Below are 22,376 nucleotides of genomic sequence, written 5' to 3'. Positions count from 1 at the left end.
TGCAATGAGCAACGGCGCCGGAATGCTCCGGCGCCGTTTCAGTTCCTTCTTACCAGCTGTAAGCCACGCTCAGGTTGCCAGTGGCTTCGCGATACCCGCTGTCACCGCGCATCACGCCGAACCCACCCCACGCGCTGAAACCGGAACGGAATTCCACACGCGCACCCGCGCTCAGTTCATAGCGGTTGCGCGGAATGCCGGCCTTCAACACTTCATCATCGAAGGCGATGCCATTACCGGCACCATCTCGGTACCAGTTGGCCGCCAGGTACGGGCTGACCGAGGCACCTGCTGCCGAGCGCGATTCACCCTGCAGGCGCAGGCCGGCACGACCGGACAGGCCGTTGTTGCCCTGCGCACGCACCACGGTGCCGTTGGTCTCGGTATGCACGTCGGTCTTCGCATCGTTGTAGATCAGCTGCAGTTCCGGCTGCAGGCTCAACGCGGTGTTGCCGATCTGGCCGATGTCGAAGCGGTAACCGGCCTCCACCGACGACTGCCAGATGTCCGAGTCGTAGCGCTCCTCGGCCAGACCGTCGCCCTGCACGCGGTTGCGGAACTGGCCGTTCTGCACGCTGGCATCCACATACATCGCATCGTTGGCCCAGTTGCCATACACACCCAGCGCGCCACCTTCCACCTTGCCGCGTGCACTGAAACCGGTCACGTCCGAACGCGAGGTGGCGCTGCTGCGCGCCGCGGTGCCCATCACGCCGACGCGGCCACGGCCGTCATCGAACACGCCGATGTCCGCACCCAGCTGCAGGCGCGAGCGGTCCACGCGCAGGTCGAGCTGGTCATCCACCGCTCCCAGCTTGCTCTGGGTGGCATCCACGCGGGCCCAGCCACGGATGCCATCCGTCACAGCGGCGCCGCGCTGGCGGTCGCGGTAGGTGTGGCGCAGCATCTGGTCCAGTGCGAACTGGTTGGCCAGATAGGCGCCGGTTTCCGGGCGTAGCACCGGGATCGGGTTGATCGGGTCAATGGGGTCAACCGGATCAATGATCGGCTTGCACTGCGGCAGCGACGGGTCAGCCAGGCACGGGTCCGGCGTGGTTGCCAGCTCCGAACGCAGGTACCAGTTGCCGTTGGCGTCCTTCACCAGGAAGTATTCGTACTGCCCACCCACGGCGCGGCCGACCAGATCGAACTGCGCGTTGGACGCGCCGCCGATATCGATCAGCTCGATGCCACGATCGGTCTTGGCACCGGCACCGCCGGCGTTGAGCACGCGCACGTTGGCTTGGCCATTGGCATCGCCAGCAATCACCAGCGTGTCGGTCAGCGAGGTGTCGTCACCCAGCTGGGTATTGAACAGCAGCGTGCCGCCGTTGCCGGTGAACGCATCCAGGCTGAGGGTGTTGAAGCTGCTGCCATTGCCCAGCGCCACGGTACCGCCCGCGCCCAGGGTGAGGTGGCCGACAGTGCTGTCGCCGGTCATCAGCCAGGTGCTGTCGCTGTCGATGCTGGCGGTGGTGACGTTGGTGAAACGGCCGTCTATCTGCGCCTTGTTGCGAAGCACTACGTCCAGGCTGCCGGTAACGCGGCCGGTGTCGAAGGTGATATCGCCGGCAAGGCGTGCGTCATCCACCGTGAAGTGGACCTCGGCTTCGCCCGTTGCACTGCCATCGGGGCGCACCAGCAACAGATGGCCATCGCCGCCGGAGAGCTGGGAGCCGTTGGCGACGGTGATGTCGTAGCGCACCGACCTGCGCGGTGCTACCCAGATGGCGGCCCCACTGTCCGAGGCGACCTGTGCGTTGTCCACGCGCAGGGTGATGGGCTGCCCGAGTACGGACGGGATGGTGCCACCCAACAGTAGTACGCCCGAATTCGCGCCTTCCACCCGGGTGCCATTCTGCAGGATGGCGGTGCCCTGCTGCAGGCGCACCGCATGACCATTACTGAGCATGGCCGCACCCGGTGATGCTTCGGCGCGTACGAACGAAGAGTCGACGATGACGGTGCTGTTGGCATCGGGTTGGCTGGGGGACTTGTCGAGATAGATGCCGACGCTGAACCTGGCGTTGGCCCCCACCGAGCGCACGGTGCTTCCCGTGATGCGTGCACTGGACAGATCGCTGACCACCACATTGCCGTCATGCAGCGTGCTGTTGGTCATATCCAGCGTTGAACTGCCCCGCAGCACGATGCTGGCACCCCTGCCATCGACGAGCGCTTGTACACGGCCGTTGTTCAGCGTTACCTGGGAGTCCGTGCTGGTGATTGTCTCCGTACGACCGCCGTCCACATTCAAGCGTGAGCTGTTGATGAGATTCCAGGCTTCGACGGTGCTGCCTTCACGCACGGTGGCCGATTGGCCGTCAAGGTCACGGGCCAGCGCGGATGTTGCGGGAAGAGCCGCCAGGGCCAACAGCAGGCACTGGGTGAGGGGGCGCATGAGGAGGCACTGGGGACGTGCAGAATGACGGCGCATGGATCACTCCTGATCGGACGAATGTGTCTGGTATGGACAGCCGCGTCATGGGCCGTCACCCCTCTCTTCCGGGGAGCTTGGCCTGTCGGCGATGCTATGCCAAAGACGCCCGGGCATGTCCATTTCGACTCAAATTGTTCCGGCTCAAGGAGCGGGGGCCCATGCAATTTGTTGCAAAGCGTCGTGATCGGCCTCCTGCGTTTCTTGAGGGTTCAGCGTACGACGGCGCCGTCGCTGGTGGGCAGGTTCAACCGCTGGGTAGGCTGCAGTGACTGGATGAAGCCCTCATCGTGGGAAATCACCACCAGGGTGCCCGGGTAGGCGTGCAGGACCTGCAGCAGATGGGCACGAAGGCTCATGTCCAGGTTGTTGGTGGGTTCGTCCAGTATCAGCAGGGTAGGCGGGTGGGCCGCCATCAGGGCCATCGCCAGGCGTGCGCGTTCGCCTCCTGACAGCTGGCCGATGGTCGTCTGCGCCGGAGCCTCACCACGGAACAGGAAGTCGGCCAGATGCAGGCGGCATTCGGAGGGGGTCCATTGGGGTTGGCATGCGGCCATCGCCTGCACCGGCGTCAGCGCGCTCGGCAGTGCATCGTAGTGCTGGTCGATCAGCGCGACCTGCTCCGCTGCTGGCAGCAGCCAGTCGCCCTCACGCTGGACATCGGTGGCACCCTGCAATGCGCGGGCGAAGGTGGATTTGCCGCTGCCATTGTCGCCGGTCACCAGCAGGCAGTCGCCCACCTCCAGGCGTACCTGCAGCTGCAGCACGACCAGGGGCGCGTGGTAGCCGCATGCGCCGTCGGTGACCTGCACCACCACGCCCTCCCGTCGCCAGCCCGCGGGAAGCTGGAAGCGCGGCGCGATGACCTCGTCGCGCTGCAGCTGCCGGCGGCGCTCGGCGATGTCTTCCTGCACGTCTCGGATCTGCTGGCGTTTCTGTCCCGCCGTGGTGTTACCGCGCTCCAGCTTGGTGGCCGAGCGCACCGTGCCCCATTTGCGCTGCTCCACCTTCACTGCGCCACGCTTGCGTGAGGAGGCGGCGCGCTCCTGTTCGCGCATCAGTGCGTCATGCGCCTGCGACTGTGCGCGGTCGAGATCGCGCGCGGTGCGATCCAGCGCGTCGCGCCGGCGCTGCAGTTCCACCTGATGGTCGTGGTAACGGCCCTGGAAGACCTCGATGTGCTGGTTGTGGATATGCCAGAGCGTGTCGCACAGCGCATCGATCAACGCGGTGTCATGTGAGGCGATCAGCAGGGTGCCGTGGTACTGGCGCAGCCGGGCCAGCAGCGAGCGCCGCGCACTGCGGTCCAGATGGTTGCTGGGCTCGTCCAGCAGCAGCACGTCCGGTGCTGAATCCAGCGCACGTGCCAGTGCATGGCGCATCTGTTCGCCGCCGCTGCGCGCCGATCCGTCCAGCACGTGCTGCGGCACAAAGGCAACCGATGCGCCATCGCGCCAGCGGATCTCACCTGCGCTGGGCATGACCTGTCCAGCCAGCATGCGCAGCAGGCTGCTCTTGCCGGTGCCGTTGTTGCCGATCAGGGCGACGCGTGCGCCGGCAGGCAGGCGCAGGTCCACGCCGCTGAAAAGTGGGCGGCCGTTGAAGTGAAGCTCTATATCGTCCAGTCGCAACATGTTGCTTGATCTCCAGCGAGCAGGTCGTTGACGGCCTGATCCTTCGCGACAGTGTGTAACGGTACAGTTTCCGATAAGGGTCTGGTCAGGACTTCAGGTCCCGAACCATTGACGGAACCCGATCCCTGAATTCCCTGGTGAAACTTCGGTTCTGGTAGTTCCCCAGCAGACCACGACCGTCAGCCAAAGTCACTGCAACTACTTGCAATAGCACTATGGCCGACCCAGCCCGGGGAGCAGCGCTAGTGCAGGACCTGAGTGAAATATCAGCCAGGCGGAAGCACCTTGCCCGGGTTGAGAATCCCATCCGGGTCGCCAACGTAGCCGGTGTGAACGCCTGCACCATGAAATCGCGCTTGGCCAGGCCAATGCCATGCTCGCCCGACAGCGTGCCGCCCAGTGACAGCGTCAGTTCGAAGATCTTCGGCAGCGCGGCATGCGCGCGTGCGTTCTCATCGGCATCGTCCGGGTGGTAAAGAATGTTGACGTGCAGGTTGCCGTTGCCGGCATGACCGAAGGTGACGATGGTCAGTGCGTACTCGCGCGCCAATGCCTGTACCCCGGCCACCAGATCGGGAATGCGCGACACCGGTACCACCACGTCTTCGTTGATCTTGCCCGGGGCGACGCTGCGCAGCGCGGGTGACAAGGCCTTGCGTGCAGCCCACAACTGATCGCGCGCGCGGCCTTCCATCGCCACATCCAGCTCGATCATGCCGTCGCCCTCGGCGGCGGTCGCCAATGCCTGCAACAGGTAGGGCAGGGTGTCGTGGTCGCCATCGGCCTCGACCAGCAACATCGCACCCGCTTCCGGCACGTCGGCGCCATTGCGACGCAGCAGCTCCAGGCTGCGCGCGTCCATGAATTCCAAGCGTGTGGGAACGACTGGCTGCGACATCAGCCGCGACATGGCAGCGGCGGCGGCATCGGCATCGCGGTACAGCACGCGCAGGCCAGCCTGGCTGACCGGCAGCGGGGTCAGTTTCAGCGTGGCTTCCACGATCAGTGCCAGCGTGCCTTCACTGCCCACCAGCAGATGGGTGAGGTCGTAGCCGGTGGCGTCCTTGGTGTAGGCGCCGCCGCAGCGGATCACCTCGCCGGTACCGGTCACCGCCACCAGGCCCAGCACGTTGTCGCGGCTGGTGCCGTACTTCACCGCGCGCGGGCCACCGGCATTGCACGCCAGGTTGCCGCCGCGATAGCGCTCGTTGGCGCTGATCGGCTGCAGCCCGGCATTGCACAGGTAAGCCTGCGCGGCAGCTTCCACCGCCGCGCCCCGCTGTGCCCGCGCGGTTGGCATGGGGCTTAGTTGGCGCTGGCGATTGGCATCGGCCGGCCGCCGCTGAAGGTCGACCAGGCCGGCACGCGCAGCACGTTGCCGTTGCTGTCCAGGAACAGCGTGCCGGTGGCGCCTGGCAGGCCGCCTTCGTTGGCCATCTTGTCCAGGTAGGCGCTGATCTTCCATGCATCGAACCCGAACGCGAACAGGCGGCCGGCCGCGCCACGCGCGGTGGGCAGAATCTGCCCGGCGGTGCTGGCCGACGGCAGGCCCAGCACGCCACGCACGTTCCACGCTTCGTTGGGGTACACGATGCCGTCCAGGGCCATGTCGTCTATGGCGGCCAACTGGCTGCGTGGACCGCGCACCAACGCACTCGCCTTCAATGGCGAAACCCTGGGCGCGGATATGCCACGCAACCGCTATGAAGTGCAGGCCGGTGCCGAGCTGAAGCTGGGTCAGCGCTGGTCGGCGTGGGGTGGCATGAGCGTGCAGCGTGGCGACCACGCCTACCGCAACGTGGGTGGCCAGCTGGGGATGCGCGTGCGCTGGTAACAAAAAAAGGAGCCGGGTAATGCCCGGCTCCTTCGCGTTACGCGTGCTGCTTCGTGCATCATCGTAGCGCCGGGCTCTGCCCGATTGCTTTCTGCGGATGTTCCAGCGCAGCCGGGCAGAGCCAAGCTCTACGGCTCGCAATGCGCGGCGTTACGGGGCGCCTACCGTGGCCTGTTGGTCGCGCGGGGTGCCGTAATCATCCAGCCATTGGAACGTCACCTGGTTCGGCATCGATGCACCCGTCGGCAGCGCATAGTGCACCTGCTGGCCCGGGGCGATCATGTCCACGTCCACCTTGCGGCCGTCAGCCAGCGTCAGCGTGCTCAGCGTCACGTGGTAGGCAGTGGGGTTGGTGACCTGCAACGCATTGTCTGCACTGGACCATACCAGTGCTGCAGCGGCATCACGCGCTGCTCCTGGCAGACCCGCAGGCCGGTGGAACAGCTTCACCCGCGTGCGCACCGCGAACTGCAGCAGGTTCTTGCCCGCGGCATCGGCCGGTTTGGGTGGGATATCCAGCAGGTTGAAATAGAACACCGATTCGCGGTCGGTCGGCAGCGCCGGCTCCGACGGACGCGGCGCATACGTAATGCGGTAGGCCTGGCCCTGGTGGGCATTCAGCAGGCGCGGCTCGGCTGGCGTCAGCCGGAAGGGGGTTCGCACGTTCTCTGGACGCGCCTGGCTGTCACCATCGTCGATCCAGACCTGGGTCATTGCCGGTTGCCCGCCGGTATTGCTGGCCTTGATCGTGACGTCGCGGCCTTTCTGGGCGTCATGGACAATGCGGGTGCCCTGCAGGGTTACCGCTGCCGACGCGGGCAGGGACGCCAGGAAGACGGCCAGCGCGAAGGCCCCAGTCGATGCACGGGGTTTCATATGTCACCTCTCGATGGAAGGGATGACCAGCGGTGACGCCAGCCATCCCGGGGCGGCTCAGCGGTAAAGCACCACGAAGTCACCGGATGCATTGGCGGTGCCGGCCGTAGCATCCTGTGCCGGCGATGCGTACCACGCGGAATAGTCGAGCTGGCCGCTGCCATTGGCGGCGATGGTCACCCACTGGGTGGGATCTTCACCGATCTTCTGCTGGACGCCGGCGGCGTCATACAGCGCGACGCCGACCTGGCGCGCGGTGGACGCCGCAGTCAATTTCAGATTGCCGGTGCTGCCATCCGGCGTACCGCCGAAGCGTACGCCCACGTCCTGCGAGGCACCCGAACCGGTGCAATCCAGGCTGATGCTGAAGTTCTTCTGGCCGGCACGGGTATTGGCGTTGACCGATGCGAGATCGACCTGACCCATCGCCACGGTGATCGTGCCGCCGGTGGATTGCACGGCACAGGTGGAGGTGAGCAGTTCACCGGTGATTTCCAGATTCTCGGCGAAGGCAGGAGCAGCGACGGCGGCCAGCAGCGACAGTGCAAGCAGGCGGATCTTCGGATTCATGAAGGTATCTCGTGTTGATGGAATGGGCGTCACCCAGAGGCGAACGGCGGCAGTCTCTTCGATGTGCGGGGTTGGGGACATGCAACAAGTTGCAAAAGACCCTGGGCGACGTTGGCTTTGAAATCATTCCGAAGGCGACGTTTCTGCATGTCGCACGGCCGGACCAGGCATTTCGACGTGTTCAACCGGTTGGGCTAGGACAAGTTGCGTTGCCCATCGTTTGCAATAAATTGCATGGCCTTGGTGGCATCGCAGGCCTAGCCTCCCACTTCTCCCCATTGCACGACGTCCGGGTTCAGCCGGGCATTGCCATGCACCTGTCTGTTTCCGCCCCGCTTCGCACCCTGTCGGCAGCCATTGCACTGGTGTTGGCCGCACCTGCATGGGCAGCGCCCGCGCCGGCTATCGAGTTCAGCGAAGGCTTCCTGCTCGGTGGCGACGCCATCGACATGTCACGCTATGCCAATGGCAATCCACTGCCCGCCGGTGACTACGCGGTGGAAGTGAACGTCAATGGCCAGTTTCTGCTGGCACGCGACATCTCCTTCGTCGCCTCCAGTGACCCGCATATCGCCACGGCCTGTCTGCCCGCCGAGCTGGCAGGCCATCTATCGTTGAAGCCGGCCTATCTGGACGCATTGGCAGCGCAGGACGCCACCTGTATGGATCTGCCGGCACTGGTTGAAGGCGCAACCGTGGCCTTCGACAGCAGCAGCCTGCAGCTGGATATCAGCGTGCCGCAGGCCGCCCAGACACAGCATGCGCGCGGGTATGTCGCCCCGGCGCAGCGCGACCGCGGCATCAACGCCGGGTTCATTGACTACAGTTTCAACCAGCACCGCAGCGATGGGCGCGACAACCGTTACCTGGGCCTGCGTGCCGGCCTCAACCTGGGTGCGTGGCGGTTGCGCCATCGTGCATCAGTGAACCAGGGCGAGCGCGGTACCCATCACGACGTGATCAGCAGCCACCTGCAACGCGACCTGCCAGAGTGGAACAGCCAGCTGCTGCTCGGACAGGGCAATACCGGTGGCGAACTGTTCGACAGCGTGGCGTTCACCGGCGTGCGCATGGCCACCGACGAGCGCATGCTGCCCGATTCACTGCGCGGCTATGCACCGGCGGTACGCGGCATCGCCGAAGGCAATGCAGTGGTGCGCATTCACCAGAACGGCAACATCATCCACGAGGCCAACGTCGCGCCGGGTCCGTTCCTGATCGAAGACCTGTATCCCACCAACTTCGGTGGCGACCTGGTTGTCACCGTGACCGAGGCCGACGGCCGCGAACAGCGCTTCTCGGTCAGTTTTTCTGCGGTGCCACAGGCACTGCGGGTCGGCTCTTCCCGCTTCAGTGCCACGGCTGGCGTGCTGCGCGATGCCGGCGGCAACGTGGAGCCCCTGCGGTTTGCCGAAGGCACCTACGCGCGTGGCATCAGCAACCGCCTGACCCTGCTCGGCGGTGCGCAGGCGGGTGAGGCGTACCAGTCGGTGCTGGCCGGTGCAGCCATCAACACCGCGATCGGCGCCTTCGGTGCCGATGTGACCCACTCGCGCGCGCGTCTGCGCGGAGACGATGCGGTGACCGGCAACAGCATCCGCTTGAACTTTCAGCGCTACGTTGCACGAACAGGCACCAACGTCGGTCTTGCCGCCTATCGCTACAGCACGCGCGGCTACCTCACCCTCAACGATGCCGCGCGCGCGCACGACGATGCGTGGGGCTACAGCACGCGTGCGCGACAGCGCTACCAGGTCAATTTCACCCAGCGGCTTGGCGCGCGCAGCTCGGTGTACCTCAGCGGCGGCCATGTGGCCTACTGGGACAGCACGCAGCGGCAGAACGACTTTCAGCTCGGCTTCCAGAGTACGTTGGGCCGCGCCAACTACAGCCTGTCAGCAATGCGTTATCGCCTCGGTGACGGTCGCCAGGACACCCGCTACACCTTCACCTTCGGCGTGCCATTGGGGCGAAGCCCGAGTGCGCCACGCGCGACCACCCAGGTGGGCCATTCCGGCCAGGGTGGCAAGCTTCAGCTGGGGGTCGCAGGTGCGCTGGGCGAATCCCGCGCACTGACCTACAGCGCCACGGCCAGCCGGTCGGCCGCCGAGTCGGGCAGCGTTGATACCTATGTTGCTTACCAGGGGGGCACCGTTGCGTTGAACGCGGGCTACAGCCAGGCCCAACGCTACCGCAGCCTCAACCTGGGGGCGGCTGGCAGCGTGGCGCTGCACGCGGGTGGCATCAACTTCGGTCCCGCGGTGGGCGAGGGCTTCGTGCTGGTCCAGGCCGAGGGCGCCGAAGGGGCGAAAGTGGGCTATGGCGACCCGATCCGTGTGGCCGGCAATGGCTACGCGTTGTTGCCGCATGTCAGCCCCTATCGCTGGAACCAGATCGACCTGGACCCGTCCGGCCTGCCGCTGGAAGTGGAGCTGCTGCAGACCTCCCAGCGCGTGGCGCCCACCGCGGGCAGCATCGTGCGGGTGGCGTTCACCGCCACGCGCGAGCGCACGCTGTTCATCGACGCCACCGATGCGCTCGGCCAGCCGTTGCCGTTCGCTGCGCGGGTCGTGGATGACAACGGCCAGCCGATGGGCGCGGTGGGCCAGGGCGGCGTGATCCAGCTGCGCGGCGCGAACGACAGCGGCGCGTTGATCGTGGACCCGGACGGCCCGCACCGCTGCCGCCTGGAATACACCACGCCTGCCGCCGCCGACGCGTACGGCCTGTCCTGGACCCAGGCGGTGTGCACGCCGTACCCCGCGTTATCGCCCGGCCTGCAGGCGGTCCTGCAGGCTGCCACCACCGACGCACCTTGAACCCTTTTCCGTCGTTCCATCACGAGGTCATCCCATGCACGCTTCCACTGCTTTCCCCACCCGTATCGCCATCGCTTTCCTGCTGGCCTGTATCGCCCCGGCCGCTTTCGCGGCCACGCTGACCATTACCGGTCGCGTACTGCCCGGCACCTGCACCTTGGCGGACGCGCAGATATCCCTGGACCCGGTCAAGGCCAACGAAATGACCGTCGGCGACAACGCGCTCAAGGCCGGTGCACTGAACTTCACTGGCTGCATCGGCGTTACCAAGGCCACCCTCACCTTCGACGGCACCGCCGCCGATGGCGACGCGCTGCGTTGGAAGAACACTGCGGCCGCCGATGCCGCCACCGGGGTAAGCGTTGCGCTGCTGGCAGCGGCCACCGGCACCACCTATCTGACGAAGGGCGACAGTGTGGATCTGGTGGTGAGTGGCGCCACGGCCACCTATCCGTTGCGTGCCGGCTACTACCTGCCGTCCACCAGTGGCATCAACGCCGGCGTGGTGCGGACCGAGGTGGTGGTGACGGCGGACTATCTGTGAGCGGGTGGCTGTTGCGGCACGCGCGACCTCGTGGTGCCGGTCACCGGTGCGACCGCCAGCTATGCGCTGCGCGCAGGCTACTACCTGCCGGTGCTGGGGGGGCTGACCGCCGGCGCGGTGCAGACCGAGATCACGGTGACGGCGGCCTACGACTGATGAGCGCTGCCAGTGTCCGTCAGCCGACAGCTTGTGCCAAGCGGCGCGTCCGCAACGGCGCCGCGCTGGTGGTGGCGCTGTTGTCACTCTCCCCGCTAGCCTCTGCCGGCTGCATCCGGCTTGCTCCCGGCGACCAGGACCTCACCGTCAGCCTCACGATGCCGAACCTGGATCTGCCGGACAGGCGATTGACGGTGGTCAGCAGCGGCGTTGTGAAGGGGGGGTATCAGTGCGACAGTGGGCAGAACGCGTTTCTCACTGAGCTGCCGTTCAGCGGATTGACGTACGAGCGAGAGATTACGGACGCCGGGAGGACCTACAGCGTGTATAGCCTTGGGCCGCGCTCGCCGCTGATCGGCTTCGTGCATTTGGTGGACGCAGTTGACCTTAGCGGTGGCCGCAGCCAAGACTCGGTGCCCGTGGGCAGGCGTCATCGCAATCCCGGCTTCGTGTCGCCCGCAACTGAAGGGGTCTCGGTCAACCTCGCCGTCGTGCTGTTCTTCCGCGGTGGGGCCATGGAGAGCATTCCGTTGACATCGCTGGGCACGGCGACCTCGTGGGACGAGAACGATCCTTCGCAGAGCATCCAGCACCACGTGAGCCTCGAGGTGAACGTGCCCACGCTGACCTGTACGCTGGCCGACAGTTCGCAATCGCTGGATCCGGTGTCGGCCGATCTTCTGGCGGCTGCGGGCAGTACGGCAGGGGAAAAGGCGGTGGCAGTGGCCATGACCTGCCCGAGTGCAAACGTGGATGTGGAGATGGTGCTGACCGATGCCAACGACGCCGGCAATGCTGGCAGCCTGCTGACGCCTGCGGGCGGGTCCGACGCAGGTGGCGTGCGGCTGGAGATGCTGCGCGCAGGCAACCCGGTGCAGTTCGGACAGCGTTGGCAGCACGGCTGGTCCAGCAAGGGCAGCCAGGACGTTCCCTTCACCGCGCGCTACAGGCGCACGGCCGATGCCCTGCAACCCGGGACGATCATTGGCGAGGCGGTGCTGACAGCGACCTACCGATGAAGGCGCGCCGCCGCGACATGGTGCTGCCATAGCGGGTAGGTGCGGGAGCCGCGCTGCGGTCGGCCGTGCAGGTTCACACCGGCGGCAGCACCTTGCCCGGGTTGAGGATGCCATCGGGGTCCAGCGCGTGCTTGATCGCCCGCATCGCTTCCAGCGTGGCCGGTGAAAAGGCCTGCGCCATGAAATCGCGCTTGGCCAACCCGATGCCGTGTTCGCCGGACAACGTGCCGCCGAGCGCCAAGGTCAGTTCAAAAATCTTCGGCAGCGCGGCATGCGCGCGTGCGTTTTCATCGGCGTCGTCGGGGTGGTACAGAATGTTGACGTGCAGGTTGCCGTTGCCGGCATGGCCGAAGGTGACGATGGTCAGTGTGTAGTCGCGCGCCAACGCCTGCACGCCGGCCACCAGGTCGGGAATGCGCGACACCGGCACCACCACGTCTTCATTGATCTTGCCCGGGGCGATGCTGCGCAGCGCAGGCGACAGCGCCTTGCGCGCGGCCCACAGTTTCTCGCGCGCGGCCCCTTCCATCGCCACATCCAGCGCGATCATGCCGTCACCCTCCGCGGCGGTGGCCAATGCCTGCAGCAGGTAGGGCAGGGTGTCGTGGTCGCCGTCGGCTTCCACCAGCAGCATCGCGCCCGCCTCGGGTACGTCGGCGCTGTTGAGCCGCAGCAGCTCCAGGCTGCGCGCGTCCATGAACTCCAATCGCGTGGGTACCACCGGCTGCGACATCAGCCGCGACACGGCAGCGGCGGCGGCATCTGCGTCGCGGTACAGCACGCGTAGGCCGGCCTGGCTGACCGGCAGCGGGGTCAGTTTCAGCGTGGCTTCCACGATCAGCGCCAGCGTGCCTTCGCTGCCCACCAACAGGTGGGTCAGGTCGTAGCCGGTAGCGTCCTTGGTGTAGGCGCCGCCGCAGCGGATCACCTCGCCGGTACCGGTCACCGCCACCAGGCCCAGCACGTTGTCGCGGCTGGTGCCGTACTTCACCGCGCGCGGACCGCCGGCATTGCAGGCCAGGTTGCCGCCGATGCTGCAGATCTCGGCGCTGGACGGGTCCGGTGCCCAGAACAGGCCGTGCGGTGCCAGTGCCTGCTGCAGCGTTCCGTTGAGCACGCCCGGCTGCACCACGGCGCAGCGGTCACCGGCGCGGATCTCGAGGATGCGGTCCATGCGGGTGAACGACAGCACGATGCTGCCGGGCACTGGCACGGCGGCGCCGGTGGTGCCGGTGCCCGCACCGCGTGCGACCAAGGCCACGCCATGCGCGCGGCAGGCACGCACCAGCGCCTGCACCTGTTCGATATCTGCCGGCAGTGCCACCGCAGCCGGGCGCTGGTGGCGCCACGAGTTGTCCTGCGCGTTCGCCTCCAGTGCGCCGTCATCCATGCGCCAGCCGTCGCTGCCCAGCAGGGCGGACAGTTCGGCAACCAATGCGGAGGGCAGGGCAGTACTCATGACAGATCTCGTGGGGCAGCGGGGGCGGGGTGAATCAGTTTCCAGGCAACAACGGCACCGGCCAGCGGCAGCCAGACCCAACGCAGTTCCGACAGCAAGGTGGCCACGCCGCGCGCGCTGAAGAACTGCGGGGCAAACGGTGAAACGCGGATCGGGCGCCAGGGCGCGAAGAAGCGGTGTTCGCTCCAGGGCCAGGCCAGGGCAACGCCAAGGCCGCCGGAGGTCAACGCATCCAGCAATGGATGGCTGGCGGCGCAGACGAACACGAACGCCGCCGCTTGTACGGTAGATGCCAAGGTTGGCTTTGCCGTGGTAGGTGCCAACCTTGGTTGGCACAGCACCGCCAACCAAGGTTGGCGACTACCGGAGCTGAGCGGCGCCGACCCAGGTCGGCGGCTACCAAAGAACGCCAACACCGCCGCCAACACGGCGAGCACCAGGGCGAACAGCAACGAGTGGCTGGCTCCGCGATGGCCGAACGCATCGGCGTAGGGAATGTGCAGGGCAAACGCGAGTACATCGGCGTCGGGCAGCATCGCCGCGATCACGCCGGCGCCCAGCAGGCGCGGTGGAATGCGGCCGCGATCAGCGGCGCACCACAACGCCAGTGGCACCGCCGCGTGGGTGATGATCGAGGGCATCAGGCATCGGCTCTGGTAGTGCCGTCCGCTGGCCGGCATAGGGTAGCCATCAGCAGTCGTCCAGCCGGAACGCATCACGCAGCCAATGCAGCTGCGGTGGTTCACCCGTGGCTTCAACCACATCGAAGCGGCAGGGCGCATTGGCCATGGCGGGATGGTCCTGGAGGTACAGCTGCGCAGCGTGGATCAGGCGGCGGCATTTGTGCGGATCGACCGAGGCCGCGCCGCCACCGAAGTCCTGTCGCGCGCGGTAGCGCACTTCCACGAACACCACGGTGCCGGCGTCATCCATCACCAGGTCCAGTTCACCGCCGCGATAACGCACGTTGCGCGCACGCGGCTGCAACCCGGCCTGCTGCAGATGCTGCTCGGCGGCGGCTTCCACCGCCGAGCCACGTTGCAGGTGCTCAGCGACCACCGGCGATCGGCATCGGCCGGCCACCGCTGAAGGTGGACCATGCCGGCTGGCGCAGGATGTTGCCGTTGCTGTCCAGGTACAGCGTGCCGGTGGCGCCGTCCAGGCCGCCTTCGGTGGCCAGCTTGTCCAGGTAGGCACTGATCTTCCACGCATCGGCACCGAAGGCGAACAGGCGGCTGGCGGCGCCGCGCGCGCTGGGCAGGGTCTGCGTGACCTGGGCAGCGGACGGCACGCCGGACACGCTGCGCACGTTCCAGGCTTCGTTCGGGTAGATGATGCCGTCCAGTGCCACGTCTTCTTCAACCTTGCCGCTGCCGGTGGTCAGCTGCGAGGTACCCACGCGGGTGGCACCACCGGCACCGGCCAGCGCCAGCTGCGGCGCCAGCAGGCGGGCCTGCGGTGCACGTACGGCCAGGAACACCGCATCGACCGCGCCGGCGTTGCGTACCTGCGCGCTGACATCACCCACCGTTTCGCTGACAGCGATGGTGGCGGCGACGCTACCACCGCGCTGGGCAAAGCGCTGGGCGAAGGCGGCTGCGGCGCGGCGGCCGGTGTCGTCGCTGCTGTTGATCACCAGCGCCTTGCTCCGCTCGCGGCCACGCATGTATTCGGCGGCGACGATGCCGTCGTCCTCCGGTGCCAGCGAGAACCCGGCGCTGCCGGCGGGCGGTGCATCCTTGCCGCGGTTCAGGCCGAGCACCGGCACCGGCAGCTGCTGCCGGCCGTACACGGCGTCCACTTCGTCGCGGCCGAGCGGGCCGACCACGAAGTCGGCACCGGACGCTACGGCCTTGTCATACGCGGCCAGCGCACCGGCCGGGGTACCGGCGGTATCGAAGAAATTAACCTCCGGACGACGGCGGGTTTCGCCGTAGTAAGCGCTGAGCAGGCCATCGCGCACCGGCTGCGCGGCGGTGGCCAGGCGGCCGCTGAGCGGCAGCAGCACCGCCAGCTTGGCCGGCGGGCGGTAGCCATCGCTCATCGCCGGCGGGCGCTTGTTGGTGTCGAACTGGGCGGCGCCATCGCGATCGAATGGGCGCGGCAGCGGCAGGCCACGGGCGATCAGCGCGCGGCCAGCGAAGTTGTACAGCGGGTCATTGGCCGGCAGCGCGGCGGCACGGCTGCGCAGGGTGGCATCGTCGAGGGTGCCGAGCAGGCCGGAGATGGCAGCCTGGTTCTCGTTGCGCGCAGCACCGGCCAGACCGGCGTGCGCACGGGCGCGTTCGGTGGCGGCGCCGAAGGCATCGCCGGTGGCCTGCAGGGCATTGGCGCGGGCCAGCGACCAGCGCGTGCGCAGGCTCGGGTGCACGCTGTCGCCATGATCCTTCAGCAGGGCCAGCGCCTGCGCCGGCTGTTTGTCGGCCAGCGCCAGCTCGGCACTGGCCAGCTGGTAGCGCTGCAGGCTGGCACCGTTCACCTGGCGGGCGGTCACCTGGCCCAGCAGGCTGCGCGCGCGTGCGCTGTCGCCGGCCAGATGCCAGGCCCAGGCCGCATCGGCCAGGGCGTTGCTACGGGCACCACCACGCAGGGTGGCGGCCAACGCTTCCAGTTGCAGGGCGGCGTCGCGCGGCTTGCCTTGTTCGATCAGCGCCAGCGCCTGGCTCTGGGCCGGCGATTCGGGCGCGCTGACGAGGCTGGTGGTGGCACAACCGGCCAGCAGCATCAACGACAGCGACAGGGCAGAGATGCGTGCGGCGGGCTTGTTCATGATCGGGTCCATGCGATGAGGGCAGCGGCCTTGGCCAGGTACACGCTAGGATTCTACCCTTGCCCCGTGAGTACCGCTGAAATGAGTGTCCCAACCCTGTATGTCGTCGCCACGCCGATCGGCAACCTGGCCGATCTGAGCCCGCGCGCGCAGGACGTGCTGCGTTCGGTGGCGGCCATCTGCGCCGAGGACACCCGCCGCAGCGGCCAGCTGCTGTCCCATTTCGGCATCCAACAGCCGCTGGTGGCGCTGCACGAGCACAACGAAGAGGCGCTGGCCCAGCGCCTGGTGGCCCGCCTGCAGGCAGGCGAATCGCTGGCGTTGGTCAGCGATGCCGGCACCCCGCTGGTCAGCGACCCCGGCTTCCGGCTGGTGCGTGCGGCGCGCGCGGCCGGCATCAAGGTCAGCCCGATTCCCGGCGCCTGCGCCGCCATCGCCGCGCTGAGCGTGGCCGGCTTGCCCAGCGACCGCTTTACGTTCGAGGGCTTCCTGCCGGCCAAGGCCAGCGGCCGCCGCGATCGCCTGCAGGCGCTGGCCGGCGAAGTGCGCACGATGGTGTTCTACGAATCCTCGCACCGCATTACCGAATCCCTGGCCGACATGGCGGCGATCTTTGGCGGCGAGCGCCCGGCCGTGCTGGCGCGCGAGCTGACCAAGCTGTTCGAGACCGTGCTGGACGGCGACCTGGCCGGGCTGCTGGCGCAGGTGGAAGCGGACGACAACCAGCGCAAGGGCGAGTTCGTGGTGATGGTGCAGGGCGCTGGCGATGATGCCGAGGCGCAGCTGGCCCATGGCCGTCAGGTCTACGCCAAGCTGAGCGAGCACCTGCCGCCGTCGACCGCCGCCAAGCTGGCGGCCGAATTGACCGGCGCACCGCGCAAGGCGTTGTACGGCAGTTGATGCGCGGGGTCGGACCCCTGCAGGGGCTCCGACCTCAGACACCCGAGGGTCGTTACGTGTGCAGCGTGCGGATGAAGGTGCTGATTTCACCTATCACTACGTCCAAGGGTGGGGCCAACAGGCGATTTCTGCGCAGGAAGGCTCTCCACTGCGCCTGTTTCTGCGCATCGTCGGCAAATGCCTTCGACAAGCCGAACGGCAGCGCTTGCGGCCAATGTGTACCGCGGCGTTCGAACGTCGCGCGAATCGCCTCGCTCAGTGAGGAGGTTGCCATTTCACCTTCGCGCGCCAGCGCCAGCAGATCGAAGTAGTCCTTCATCCTGCTGTTGGCGATGCCCAGTACTGTGACGGCTTCCCGCGGGTAGACCCGCAATCGGGGTGACGGGAACTCATCGAGCAGTACCGGGTAGTTGCATTCAGGCGGCGGCTGATGGACGGCATCGCCGAACCCGACATCCCATTGGACGTGGCAGCGGGCATTGCCCAACTGAGCGCACAGTCGCATGCGCAGTCCCTGGTAGTGGGAGCCTTCGCGTATCGATTCGATGGCAGCCGAGGCCGCATCGAACTGCAATCCATCGTCCAGTTCAATCGCGCACAGGTCATGCACGATGCGCATCAGCTGCTGGGGATCAGACGATCCGTGCCCCAGGAAGTCGGCATCACGGGTGGGCCTATGAGGAACGTCGAACCATATCGCGAAAAGCATCGCGCCCTTCAGCAGGAACTGCTGCCGGTAAGGGGACATCGACAGCCGGTACAGCATCCGCTCTACCGCGAAGCGATCCAGTACGAACTGGAAGTCTTCGTCGCGCTCCCGTGCGCGGTCACGCAGCCGCTGCCGTATGGAGCGGATGCGGTCTGAGGAGGGCGTGGAGGTCATGCCAGCGCTTCAAGATAGGGGCGCATCAGTCTGGCAACGCGGCAGAGGCGTGCATACCTCCAAAGCTCATCCACGGTGGTCGCGCCCTCGCGCAGCGCGTCCCGCAGCGCTTCGATGGCAACGTCCATACCCACCAGATTCCGGTACTTGAAGCAGTCGGCAACGGTTTTGGCCACGCAGGTCGTGCGCACGTGCCGGCGTCCGACCTGCAGTGGTTCCAGCCCCGCCTCCAGTGTCTTTTCCGACATGCGGACAACCCGCAGAGGCGGCCAGTCGATACGGGGCGCACGATCCTTGTTGCCAATGGCAATCCAGACTTCGAAGGGTGTCTGGGTGGTCAGGCCGTGCTGGCGCAGGGCGCTCAGCAGGCACAGTCGCGGCGAAGCAGTGCGCTCGGCGACAACCTGCAGTCCCTCCTGTCCTTCCGCCGAAGCCAGGCCGGGCAGCATGTACACGCCCCGGGACAGCCGTTGCAAGTTGCCAGCGGCGACAAGTCGCGACAGCTGCGCGCGGGCTACGCCGGCGCGGACCAGATCGCGCGAGCGTGCCGCGCCCGTGCGCTGGATCAAGGCCTTGGCAATGGCGAGTGGGTCGGTCATTGGGCGATTGTTCCATAGTGTCGGTATAAATGAAGTAAATACCGACAATTTGGAACAAGGGTTGAGATGTTAGTTTTGGGGCGTCGGGGGAAGTCCCGTAGTTCTTCATGGAGGAAAAAGATGCTGGCAAACGGACTGTCATTGCTGCTTGCCCTGGTTGGCGCGCCCGCCCCGGTCACCGCGGGCGACGACATCGAGGCCATGACCGAGGCCGATCTGGGCCGGGATTACATCGGCTACGCGCTGTTCGACCCCGGTCTGGTGAGCATCAAGCAGCTGGATCCGGCCCGGAACTACAGTCGCTACGTGATGTACCGCATGGCGCGCGATGTTCTGGAGTCGTACGACGCTTGCCTGCAGGTGGACGCCGACAACCGCGCAACGATCGAGGCGGCGTACCAGCAGGTAGTAAGTACCCAGCAGCGGTACGTCAGCGCGACGCAGTGGCGCGACCTGCAACTGGCGCTGCGCGCTGGTCGCATGCAGCTGCCCGAACGCGCGCAGTGGCAGTGCGGGGCCTTCGTGGATAACGCGCCCTATTTCGACGCAGCGTTGGACGACGCCTTGCTGGGCGCGGCCGAGCTTGCGCGCGACCGGGCCGGTGAGGGTGATCTGCGCAATGATGCGCTGCGCCCGGTGCTGGGGATTCAGATGAGTGGCCCTGCCGTGGTTGAAGCCGAGCCCGACGACGGTCCCGCGCGCCGGGCCGGCGTGCGCATGGGGGATGAAGTGCTGGCGGTGGATGGCACCCGGGTGAAGACGGTCTTCGGTATTGGGCAGGCGTTGAAATCCCGCAATCCAGGTGACCGGGTGGAGGTGAGGCTGCGCCGGGTTGAATGGGACGGCATGAAGCCGCAGTCGCGCGAATTGACGGTGACGGTGGAGCTGGAGTCGCGGGCGGCCTTGATGGGGCGTGCGAAGCCTCGGTAGATCCACGCCATGCGTGGATGGATGAATCGCGCGCCGCGATCAACCCGGCAGGGCAGGCCCGCGTGCGGTAGAATGCGCACGGCGGAGTCGGCCAGACAGTCGCGTCATCCCTTCGGGGGTGCCGAGGAAAGTCCGGGCTCCATAGGGCAAGGTGCCAGGTAACGCCTGGGCGGCGCAAGCCGACGGAAAGTGCAACAGAAAGATACCGCCTACGTCTTCTTCGGAAGGCCGGTAAGGGTGAAATGGTGCGGTAAGAGCGCACCGCGAGTCTGGCAACAGACCGGTACGGCAAACCCCACCTGGAGCAAGACCAAATAGGGATCCATTGGCGCGGCCCGCGTTGGATCCGGGTAGGTTGCTTGAGCGTTGCGGCGACGTAACGCCTAGAGGAATGACTGTCCACGACAGAACCCGGCTTATCGGCCGGCTCCGCCCCTTCATTCCATCCACGTGCATCCACGCATGGCGTGGATCCGGTAGTGCCGGCCGCTGGCCGGCAACCTCCGGATCTTCGGGCAGTTCACGCGGCTGCCGGCCAGCGGCCGGCACTACCCGGATGATGTCCAGCCTCAGCCCGGCTTCCGGTACTGCCCGGCTGAAATGAACTGCGAGAAGCGCTCGCACCACACCACGACGGTGGTGAATTCGTCCACGTCCACATCGGCCGGCACATCCACCAGGAAGCGGTTGAAGGTCTTGACCTCGCCGATACGCTTGGCCTTGGCCTTGATCTTCAGGAAGTCGGCCTTGTTGTCGACGAAGTCGTGGACCAGGTAGACCTTGTAGTCCGGGCCCGGGCCCATCTTGCCGTCGAAGGCGACCTGGCGGGCGCTGACGCTGACCTTGCCTTCGGCCCAATGCACCGCGTCACTGCCTTTGAGGTCGCGACGGAAGGTGGTGCGATAGGTGGCGTCGGCCATCGCGGTCTGTACCTGCTCGACCGGCGGATCGTCGGGCGCGATCAGGATGGGCAGGAAATACACGCCCAGACCGAAGCCGAGGCCGAGGGTGAGTACGTGGGTGGCGAGCAGGATGAGGATGCGGCGCATGGGGCCTCCTTGTGAGTGTGGATCGCGCGGCATGGCACCGGGCAGGACCACCTTGAGAGGCTGAGGGCGACATTTATAGACACAGTGCCGAAGGCGAAAAGGGCACAGTAGGGTGACTGCAGCGGCGCAGGCCCTGTGGCGCGGGCGGAAAGGCGCTGCGTCGGAAAGCTGAATGACCCCGTTGGCGGCCTTGTGTCGCGGCAACGCGGTGCGGGTAGTGCCGGCCGCTGGCCGGCAGCCGCGTGACCTGCCCGAAGATCCGGAGGTTGCCGGCCAGCGGCCGGCACTACCCCGCTGGCAAGGGGGTTCGGCCAACGTCGGGCATCACCAGGTCAGAAAATGACGTGACTCTGTCCACCGGGTACACCCTGCGGCCCAAATCGCCGCTCGTGGATTTCGCCCTGGCCGTTCGCGTCAATCAGCAGCACCGTGCTGGCGCGGGTGCCGTAATCGTCGCCCCGGATGAAGGCGGGGCTGAGCCAGCGTTCGCGCTCCAGGCCGATGCCGGTATCGGGCAGGTCGCTGTCGGCCGGGCGGTGTTCGTCGGCCAGGGCATCCCAGAGTGGGGTCAGGTCTGGGGTCAGCGCCCTTTCCCGTCGGGAGAGGGATCCGACCCCGTCTTGTTCCAGCCACGCCGACAGCGCATCCATCAGCCGCCGGGTCTTCGGCCAGGGCGCATCAAGCGCGCCGTTGGACATGCCATGCACGCCCGGGCCAAGCGTCTGCCGCTCGGCCGGGTGGTTGCCCAGATACTCCAGGCTGTGGCCATCGGCCAGCAGCAGGTTGAACGGGGCATAGGCAGCGGAGATCCCGGCCAGGCGTTCTATATGTATACCCGCCGGATCGCGGCCACGCAGGTAGTCGGCCACCAGGGCGCCACGTGACGGCCCGGTCTGGGACGCCTGCGGATCGCGGACATTGGTCACCACCGCCATGCGGCCGCCGGCACCGACGCCGGCCCAACCGCCGCCGGAGCGCAGGTCGCGTCCGCCGATGACGGACGTCTCATCCTGCCAGGGGGCCAGGGCCGCGGTGGGGCGGGCGTGGAACTCATCACGATTGCCAGCCATCACCAATCGCCAGCGCGGGTGGTGCAACCAGCCAAGAGCAAGCAGGCACATGGGGCCATTGTGCCCGGTTTGCGCAGAACGGCGTCGCTTTCGGCCCGTTCCGGATGAATGCGCAGCCCATGTTTCACGCGCCCTCCACACCCCTGAACTTCCGTTCAATCTCAAAAATTGAGACGGATCAGCAACTTGTGGATAAACCTTGAACAACTCTCTAAACATCGGCGCAAACCATTGATGCGGCTGGCGATTTCCCTGCTGAAAAGTTGTTGACAACCCTTGGGCCGCTGCTAAGGTGGGCATCAGAGGGAAATCCGGGTGTTTTGTGGATTTTCGTGGTTCAATGTTTCACCGGGCGAAGGATAAGGTGCAGGCGTCGTGTTCCAGGGCGAGACGGCCATCACAGTTGACGACAAAGGACGCATGGCGGTTCCCACCGCTCACCGCGACCTCGTTGCGCGCGTCAGCAACAACCGTCTCGTGTTGACCTACAACCCCTTCGAATCGGGCTGCCTGTGGCTGTATGCCGAGTCGGAATGGGAGCGGGTGCGCGACGACGTCATGTCCAAACCCAACACACAGCGCGTCGTACGTCTGCTGCAGCAGAAGCTGGTCGGTTCAGCCGCCCACCTGGAGCTGGACGGCAACGGTCGCATCAGCATTCCCGCCAGCCACCGCGGTGCGGTGGGCATTGAGAAGAAGGCGGTATTGCTCGGTATGGGCGACAAATTCGAATTGTGGAGCGAGCAGGCGCATCGGGCCCTGATCCAGCAGACGTTGTCTGATGAGGATCTGGGTGATGGGTTGCTCGACCTGAAGTTGTGAGCCGG

At 66.5% G+C, this 22,376-nt stretch carries 19 protein-coding genes, 1 other RNA gene and 3 pseudogenes; 9 read left to right on the top strand and 14 right to left on the bottom strand.

The window, feature by feature from the left end; translation table 11 throughout:
• Positions 1 to 49: 49 nt before the first annotated feature.
• The 4 genes and pseudogenes from AB4Y98_RS15805 to AB4Y98_RS15790 form a co-directional block, all read right to left on the bottom strand.
• On the bottom strand, positions 50 to 2,401 hold the full coding sequence (locus tag AB4Y98_RS15805) for an autotransporter family protein (RefSeq protein ID WP_442244665.1): 2,352 nt from the start codon (positions 2,399 to 2,401) through the stop codon (positions 50 to 52).
• 248 nt (positions 2,402 to 2,649) lie between these two features.
• The gene (locus AB4Y98_RS15800; protein WP_442244664.1) at positions 2,650 to 4,071 is read right to left on the bottom strand and encodes an ATP-binding cassette domain-containing protein; all 1,422 of its coding nucleotides are present in this window, start codon (positions 4,069 to 4,071) and stop codon (positions 2,650 to 2,652) included.
• 266 nt (positions 4,072 to 4,337) lie between these two features.
• A pseudogene (locus AB4Y98_RS15795) lies at positions 4,338 to 5,293 on the bottom strand (FAD-binding oxidoreductase); the annotation flags it as partial.
• Positions 5,294 to 5,376: 83 nt separating this feature from the next.
• Positions 5,377 to 5,685, bottom strand: a pseudogene (locus AB4Y98_RS15790) (penicillin-binding protein activator); the annotation flags it as partial.
• Position 5,686: 1 nt separating this feature from the next.
• Here AB4Y98_RS15790 and AB4Y98_RS15785 point away from each other — a divergent pair.
• Positions 5,687 to 5,905 (top strand): annotated as a pseudogene (locus AB4Y98_RS15785) (autotransporter outer membrane beta-barrel domain-containing protein); the annotation flags it as partial.
• Between the two features lie 150 nt (positions 5,906 to 6,055).
• Here AB4Y98_RS15785 and AB4Y98_RS15780 read toward each other — a convergent pair.
• Both AB4Y98_RS15780 and AB4Y98_RS15775 read right to left on the bottom strand, forming a co-directional pair.
• Positions 6,056 to 6,781 carry a fimbrial biogenesis chaperone gene (locus AB4Y98_RS15780; protein ID WP_038690519.1) on the bottom strand — a complete coding sequence of 242 codons (726 nt, stop codon included), beginning with the start codon at positions 6,779 to 6,781 and terminating at the stop codon, positions 6,056 to 6,058.
• A gap of 57 nt (positions 6,782 to 6,838) precedes the next feature.
• Positions 6,839 to 7,351, bottom strand: coding sequence for a fimbrial protein (locus AB4Y98_RS15775; protein WP_442244663.1), 513 nt, complete (start codon positions 7,349 to 7,351; stop codon positions 6,839 to 6,841).
• Positions 7,352 to 7,662: 311 nt separating this feature from the next.
• On the opposite strand from AB4Y98_RS15775, the gene AB4Y98_RS15770 reads away from it, so the two are divergent.
• Genes AB4Y98_RS15770 through AB4Y98_RS15755 form a run of 4 tightly spaced genes read left to right on the top strand, consistent with a single transcriptional unit; the run spans position 7,663 to position 11,889 of the window.
• Positions 7,663 to 10,170 carry a fimbria/pilus outer membrane usher protein gene (locus AB4Y98_RS15770; RefSeq protein ID WP_363729799.1) on the top strand — a complete coding sequence of 836 codons (2,508 nt, stop codon included), beginning with the start codon at positions 7,663 to 7,665 and terminating at the stop codon, positions 10,168 to 10,170.
• A 34-nt stretch (positions 10,171 to 10,204) separates the two neighbouring features.
• A complete protein-coding gene (locus AB4Y98_RS15765; protein WP_108264791.1) occupies positions 10,205 to 10,714 on the top strand; it encodes a fimbrial protein in 510 nt (169 codons plus the stop codon).
• Positions 10,715 to 10,744: 30 nt separating this feature from the next.
• A complete protein-coding gene (locus AB4Y98_RS15760; RefSeq protein WP_394197877.1) occupies positions 10,745 to 10,870 on the top strand; it encodes a hypothetical protein in 126 nt (41 codons plus the stop codon).
• Entirely contained in the window at positions 10,870 to 11,889 is a 1,020-nt protein-coding gene (locus tag AB4Y98_RS15755) for a fimbrial protein (protein ID WP_442244662.1), read from the top strand. The genes AB4Y98_RS15760 and AB4Y98_RS15755 overlap by 1 nt, the downstream gene beginning before the upstream one ends.
• A gap of 73 nt (positions 11,890 to 11,962) precedes the next feature.
• Here the strand turns inward: AB4Y98_RS15755 and AB4Y98_RS15750 are convergent, their stop codons facing one another.
• Genes AB4Y98_RS15750 through AB4Y98_RS15735 form a run of 4 tightly spaced genes read right to left on the bottom strand, consistent with a single transcriptional unit; the run spans position 11,963 to position 16,118 of the window.
• Positions 11,963 to 13,348: an FAD-binding oxidoreductase gene (locus AB4Y98_RS15750; RefSeq protein ID WP_442244661.1), complete on the bottom strand. Its 1,386-nt coding sequence runs from the start codon at positions 13,346 to 13,348 to the stop codon at positions 11,963 to 11,965.
• Positions 13,345 to 13,989: a metal-dependent hydrolase gene (locus AB4Y98_RS15745; RefSeq protein ID WP_442244660.1), complete on the bottom strand. Its 645-nt coding sequence runs from the start codon at positions 13,987 to 13,989 to the stop codon at positions 13,345 to 13,347. Before AB4Y98_RS15745 ends, AB4Y98_RS15750 begins: the two co-directional genes overlap by 4 nt.
• Positions 13,990 to 14,038: 49 nt before the next feature.
• On the bottom strand, positions 14,039 to 14,407 hold the full coding sequence (locus AB4Y98_RS15740) for a YraN family protein (protein WP_363729811.1): 369 nt from the start codon (positions 14,405 to 14,407) through the stop codon (positions 14,039 to 14,041).
• A complete protein-coding gene (locus tag AB4Y98_RS15735; protein ID WP_442244659.1) occupies positions 14,397 to 16,118 on the bottom strand; it encodes a penicillin-binding protein activator in 1,722 nt (573 codons plus the stop codon). Before AB4Y98_RS15735 ends, AB4Y98_RS15740 begins: the two co-directional genes overlap by 11 nt.
• A gap of 81 nt (positions 16,119 to 16,199) precedes the next feature.
• On the opposite strand from AB4Y98_RS15735, the gene rsmI reads away from it, so the two are divergent.
• Entirely contained in the window at positions 16,200 to 17,018 is an 819-nt protein-coding gene (rsmI, locus tag AB4Y98_RS15730) for a 16S rRNA (cytidine(1402)-2'-O)-methyltransferase (RefSeq protein ID WP_108267214.1), read from the top strand.
• Between the two features lie 52 nt (positions 17,019 to 17,070).
• On the opposite strand, the gene AB4Y98_RS15725 is transcribed toward rsmI, so the two are convergent.
• Positions 17,071 to 17,901 (bottom strand): nucleotidyl transferase AbiEii/AbiGii toxin family protein, encoded by an 831-nt coding sequence (locus tag AB4Y98_RS15725; protein WP_442244658.1) that lies wholly within the window; start codon positions 17,899 to 17,901, stop codon positions 17,071 to 17,073.
• Positions 17,898 to 18,500, bottom strand: coding sequence for a type IV toxin-antitoxin system AbiEi family antitoxin domain-containing protein (locus AB4Y98_RS15720; RefSeq protein ID WP_108267210.1), 603 nt, complete (start codon positions 18,498 to 18,500; stop codon positions 17,898 to 17,900). Before AB4Y98_RS15720 ends, AB4Y98_RS15725 begins: the two co-directional genes overlap by 4 nt.
• Positions 18,501 to 18,620: 120 nt before the next feature.
• Between AB4Y98_RS15720 and AB4Y98_RS15715 the strand changes: the two genes are divergently transcribed.
• Positions 18,621 to 19,430: a PDZ domain-containing protein gene (locus tag AB4Y98_RS15715; RefSeq protein ID WP_181393114.1), complete on the top strand. Its 810-nt coding sequence runs from the start codon at positions 18,621 to 18,623 to the stop codon at positions 19,428 to 19,430.
• Positions 19,431 to 19,513: 83 nt separating this feature from the next.
• An RNA gene (gene rnpB, locus AB4Y98_RS15710) (RNase P RNA component class A) lies at positions 19,514 to 19,865 on the top strand.
• Positions 19,866 to 19,999: 134 nt separating this feature from the next.
• Here the strand turns inward: rnpB and AB4Y98_RS15705 are convergent.
• Positions 20,000 to 20,479 carry a DM13 domain-containing protein gene (locus tag AB4Y98_RS15705; RefSeq protein WP_312786598.1) on the bottom strand — a complete coding sequence of 160 codons (480 nt, stop codon included), beginning with the start codon at positions 20,477 to 20,479 and terminating at the stop codon, positions 20,000 to 20,002.
• Positions 20,480 to 20,811: 332 nt separating this feature from the next.
• Positions 20,812 to 21,600: an NRDE family protein gene (locus AB4Y98_RS15700; protein WP_442244657.1), complete on the bottom strand. Its 789-nt coding sequence runs from the start codon at positions 21,598 to 21,600 to the stop codon at positions 20,812 to 20,814.
• Between the two features lie 324 nt (positions 21,601 to 21,924).
• Here AB4Y98_RS15700 and mraZ point away from each other — a divergent pair, with 324 nt between their 5' ends.
• Complete coding sequence (mraZ, locus tag AB4Y98_RS15695; RefSeq protein WP_025876601.1) at positions 21,925 to 22,371, top strand: division/cell wall cluster transcriptional repressor MraZ; 447 nt, start codon at positions 21,925 to 21,927, stop codon at positions 22,369 to 22,371.
• The last annotated feature ends 5 nt before the right edge of the window (positions 22,372 to 22,376 follow it).

The sequence above is a fragment of the Stenotrophomonas sp. 2YAF26 genome (genome assembly GCF_052114625.1).
Classification (GTDB): domain Bacteria; phylum Pseudomonadota; class Gammaproteobacteria; order Xanthomonadales; family Xanthomonadaceae; genus Stenotrophomonas; species Stenotrophomonas indicatrix.
The sequence above is the reverse complement of the archived record's forward strand: the minus strand, read 5'-3'. Positions and strand labels throughout refer to the sequence as shown.

Bases quoted from the DNA above. Each gene is read 5' to 3' on its own strand.
- AB4Y98_RS15755 (WP_442244662.1), top strand. From the start codon at position 10,870: ATGAGCGCTGCCAGTGTCCGTCAGCCGACAGCTTGTGCCAAGCGGCGC.
- AB4Y98_RS15715 (WP_181393114.1), top strand. From the start codon at position 18,621: ATGCTGGCAAACGGACTGTCATTGCTGCTTGCCCTGGTTGGCGCGCCC.
- AB4Y98_RS15700 (WP_442244657.1), bottom strand. From the start codon at position 21,600: ATGTGCCTGCTTGCTCTTGGCTGGTTGCACCACCCGCGCTGGCGATTG.
- AB4Y98_RS15780 (WP_038690519.1), bottom strand. From the start codon at position 6,781: ATGAAACCCCGTGCATCGACTGGGGCCTTCGCGCTGGCCGTCTTCCTG.
- AB4Y98_RS15735 (WP_442244659.1), bottom strand. From the start codon at position 16,118: ATGAACAAGCCCGCCGCACGCATCTCTGCCCTGTCGCTGTCGTTGATG.
- AB4Y98_RS15750 (WP_442244661.1), bottom strand. From the start codon at position 13,348: ATGAGTACTGCCCTGCCCTCCGCATTGGTTGCCGAACTGTCCGCCCTG.
- AB4Y98_RS15775 (WP_442244663.1), bottom strand. From the start codon at position 7,351: ATGAATCCGAAGATCCGCCTGCTTGCACTGTCGCTGCTGGCCGCCGTC.
- AB4Y98_RS15770 (WP_363729799.1), top strand. From the start codon at position 7,663: ATGCACCTGTCTGTTTCCGCCCCGCTTCGCACCCTGTCGGCAGCCATT.
- rsmI (WP_108267214.1), top strand. From the start codon at position 16,200: ATGAGTGTCCCAACCCTGTATGTCGTCGCCACGCCGATCGGCAACCTG.
- AB4Y98_RS15800 (WP_442244664.1), bottom strand. From the start codon at position 4,071: ATGTTGCGACTGGACGATATAGAGCTTCACTTCAACGGCCGCCCACTT.
- AB4Y98_RS15745 (WP_442244660.1), bottom strand. From the start codon at position 13,989: ATGCCCTCGATCATCACCCACGCGGCGGTGCCACTGGCGTTGTGGTGC.
- AB4Y98_RS15765 (WP_108264791.1), top strand. From the start codon at position 10,205: ATGCACGCTTCCACTGCTTTCCCCACCCGTATCGCCATCGCTTTCCTG.
- AB4Y98_RS15805 (WP_442244665.1), bottom strand. From the start codon at position 2,401: ATGCGCCCCCTCACCCAGTGCCTGCTGTTGGCCCTGGCGGCTCTTCCC.
- AB4Y98_RS15725 (WP_442244658.1), bottom strand. From the start codon at position 17,901: ATGACCTCCACGCCCTCCTCAGACCGCATCCGCTCCATACGGCAGCGG.
- AB4Y98_RS15705 (WP_312786598.1), bottom strand. From the start codon at position 20,479: ATGCGCCGCATCCTCATCCTGCTCGCCACCCACGTACTCACCCTCGGC.
- AB4Y98_RS15720 (WP_108267210.1), bottom strand. From the start codon at position 18,500: ATGACCGACCCACTCGCCATTGCCAAGGCCTTGATCCAGCGCACGGGC.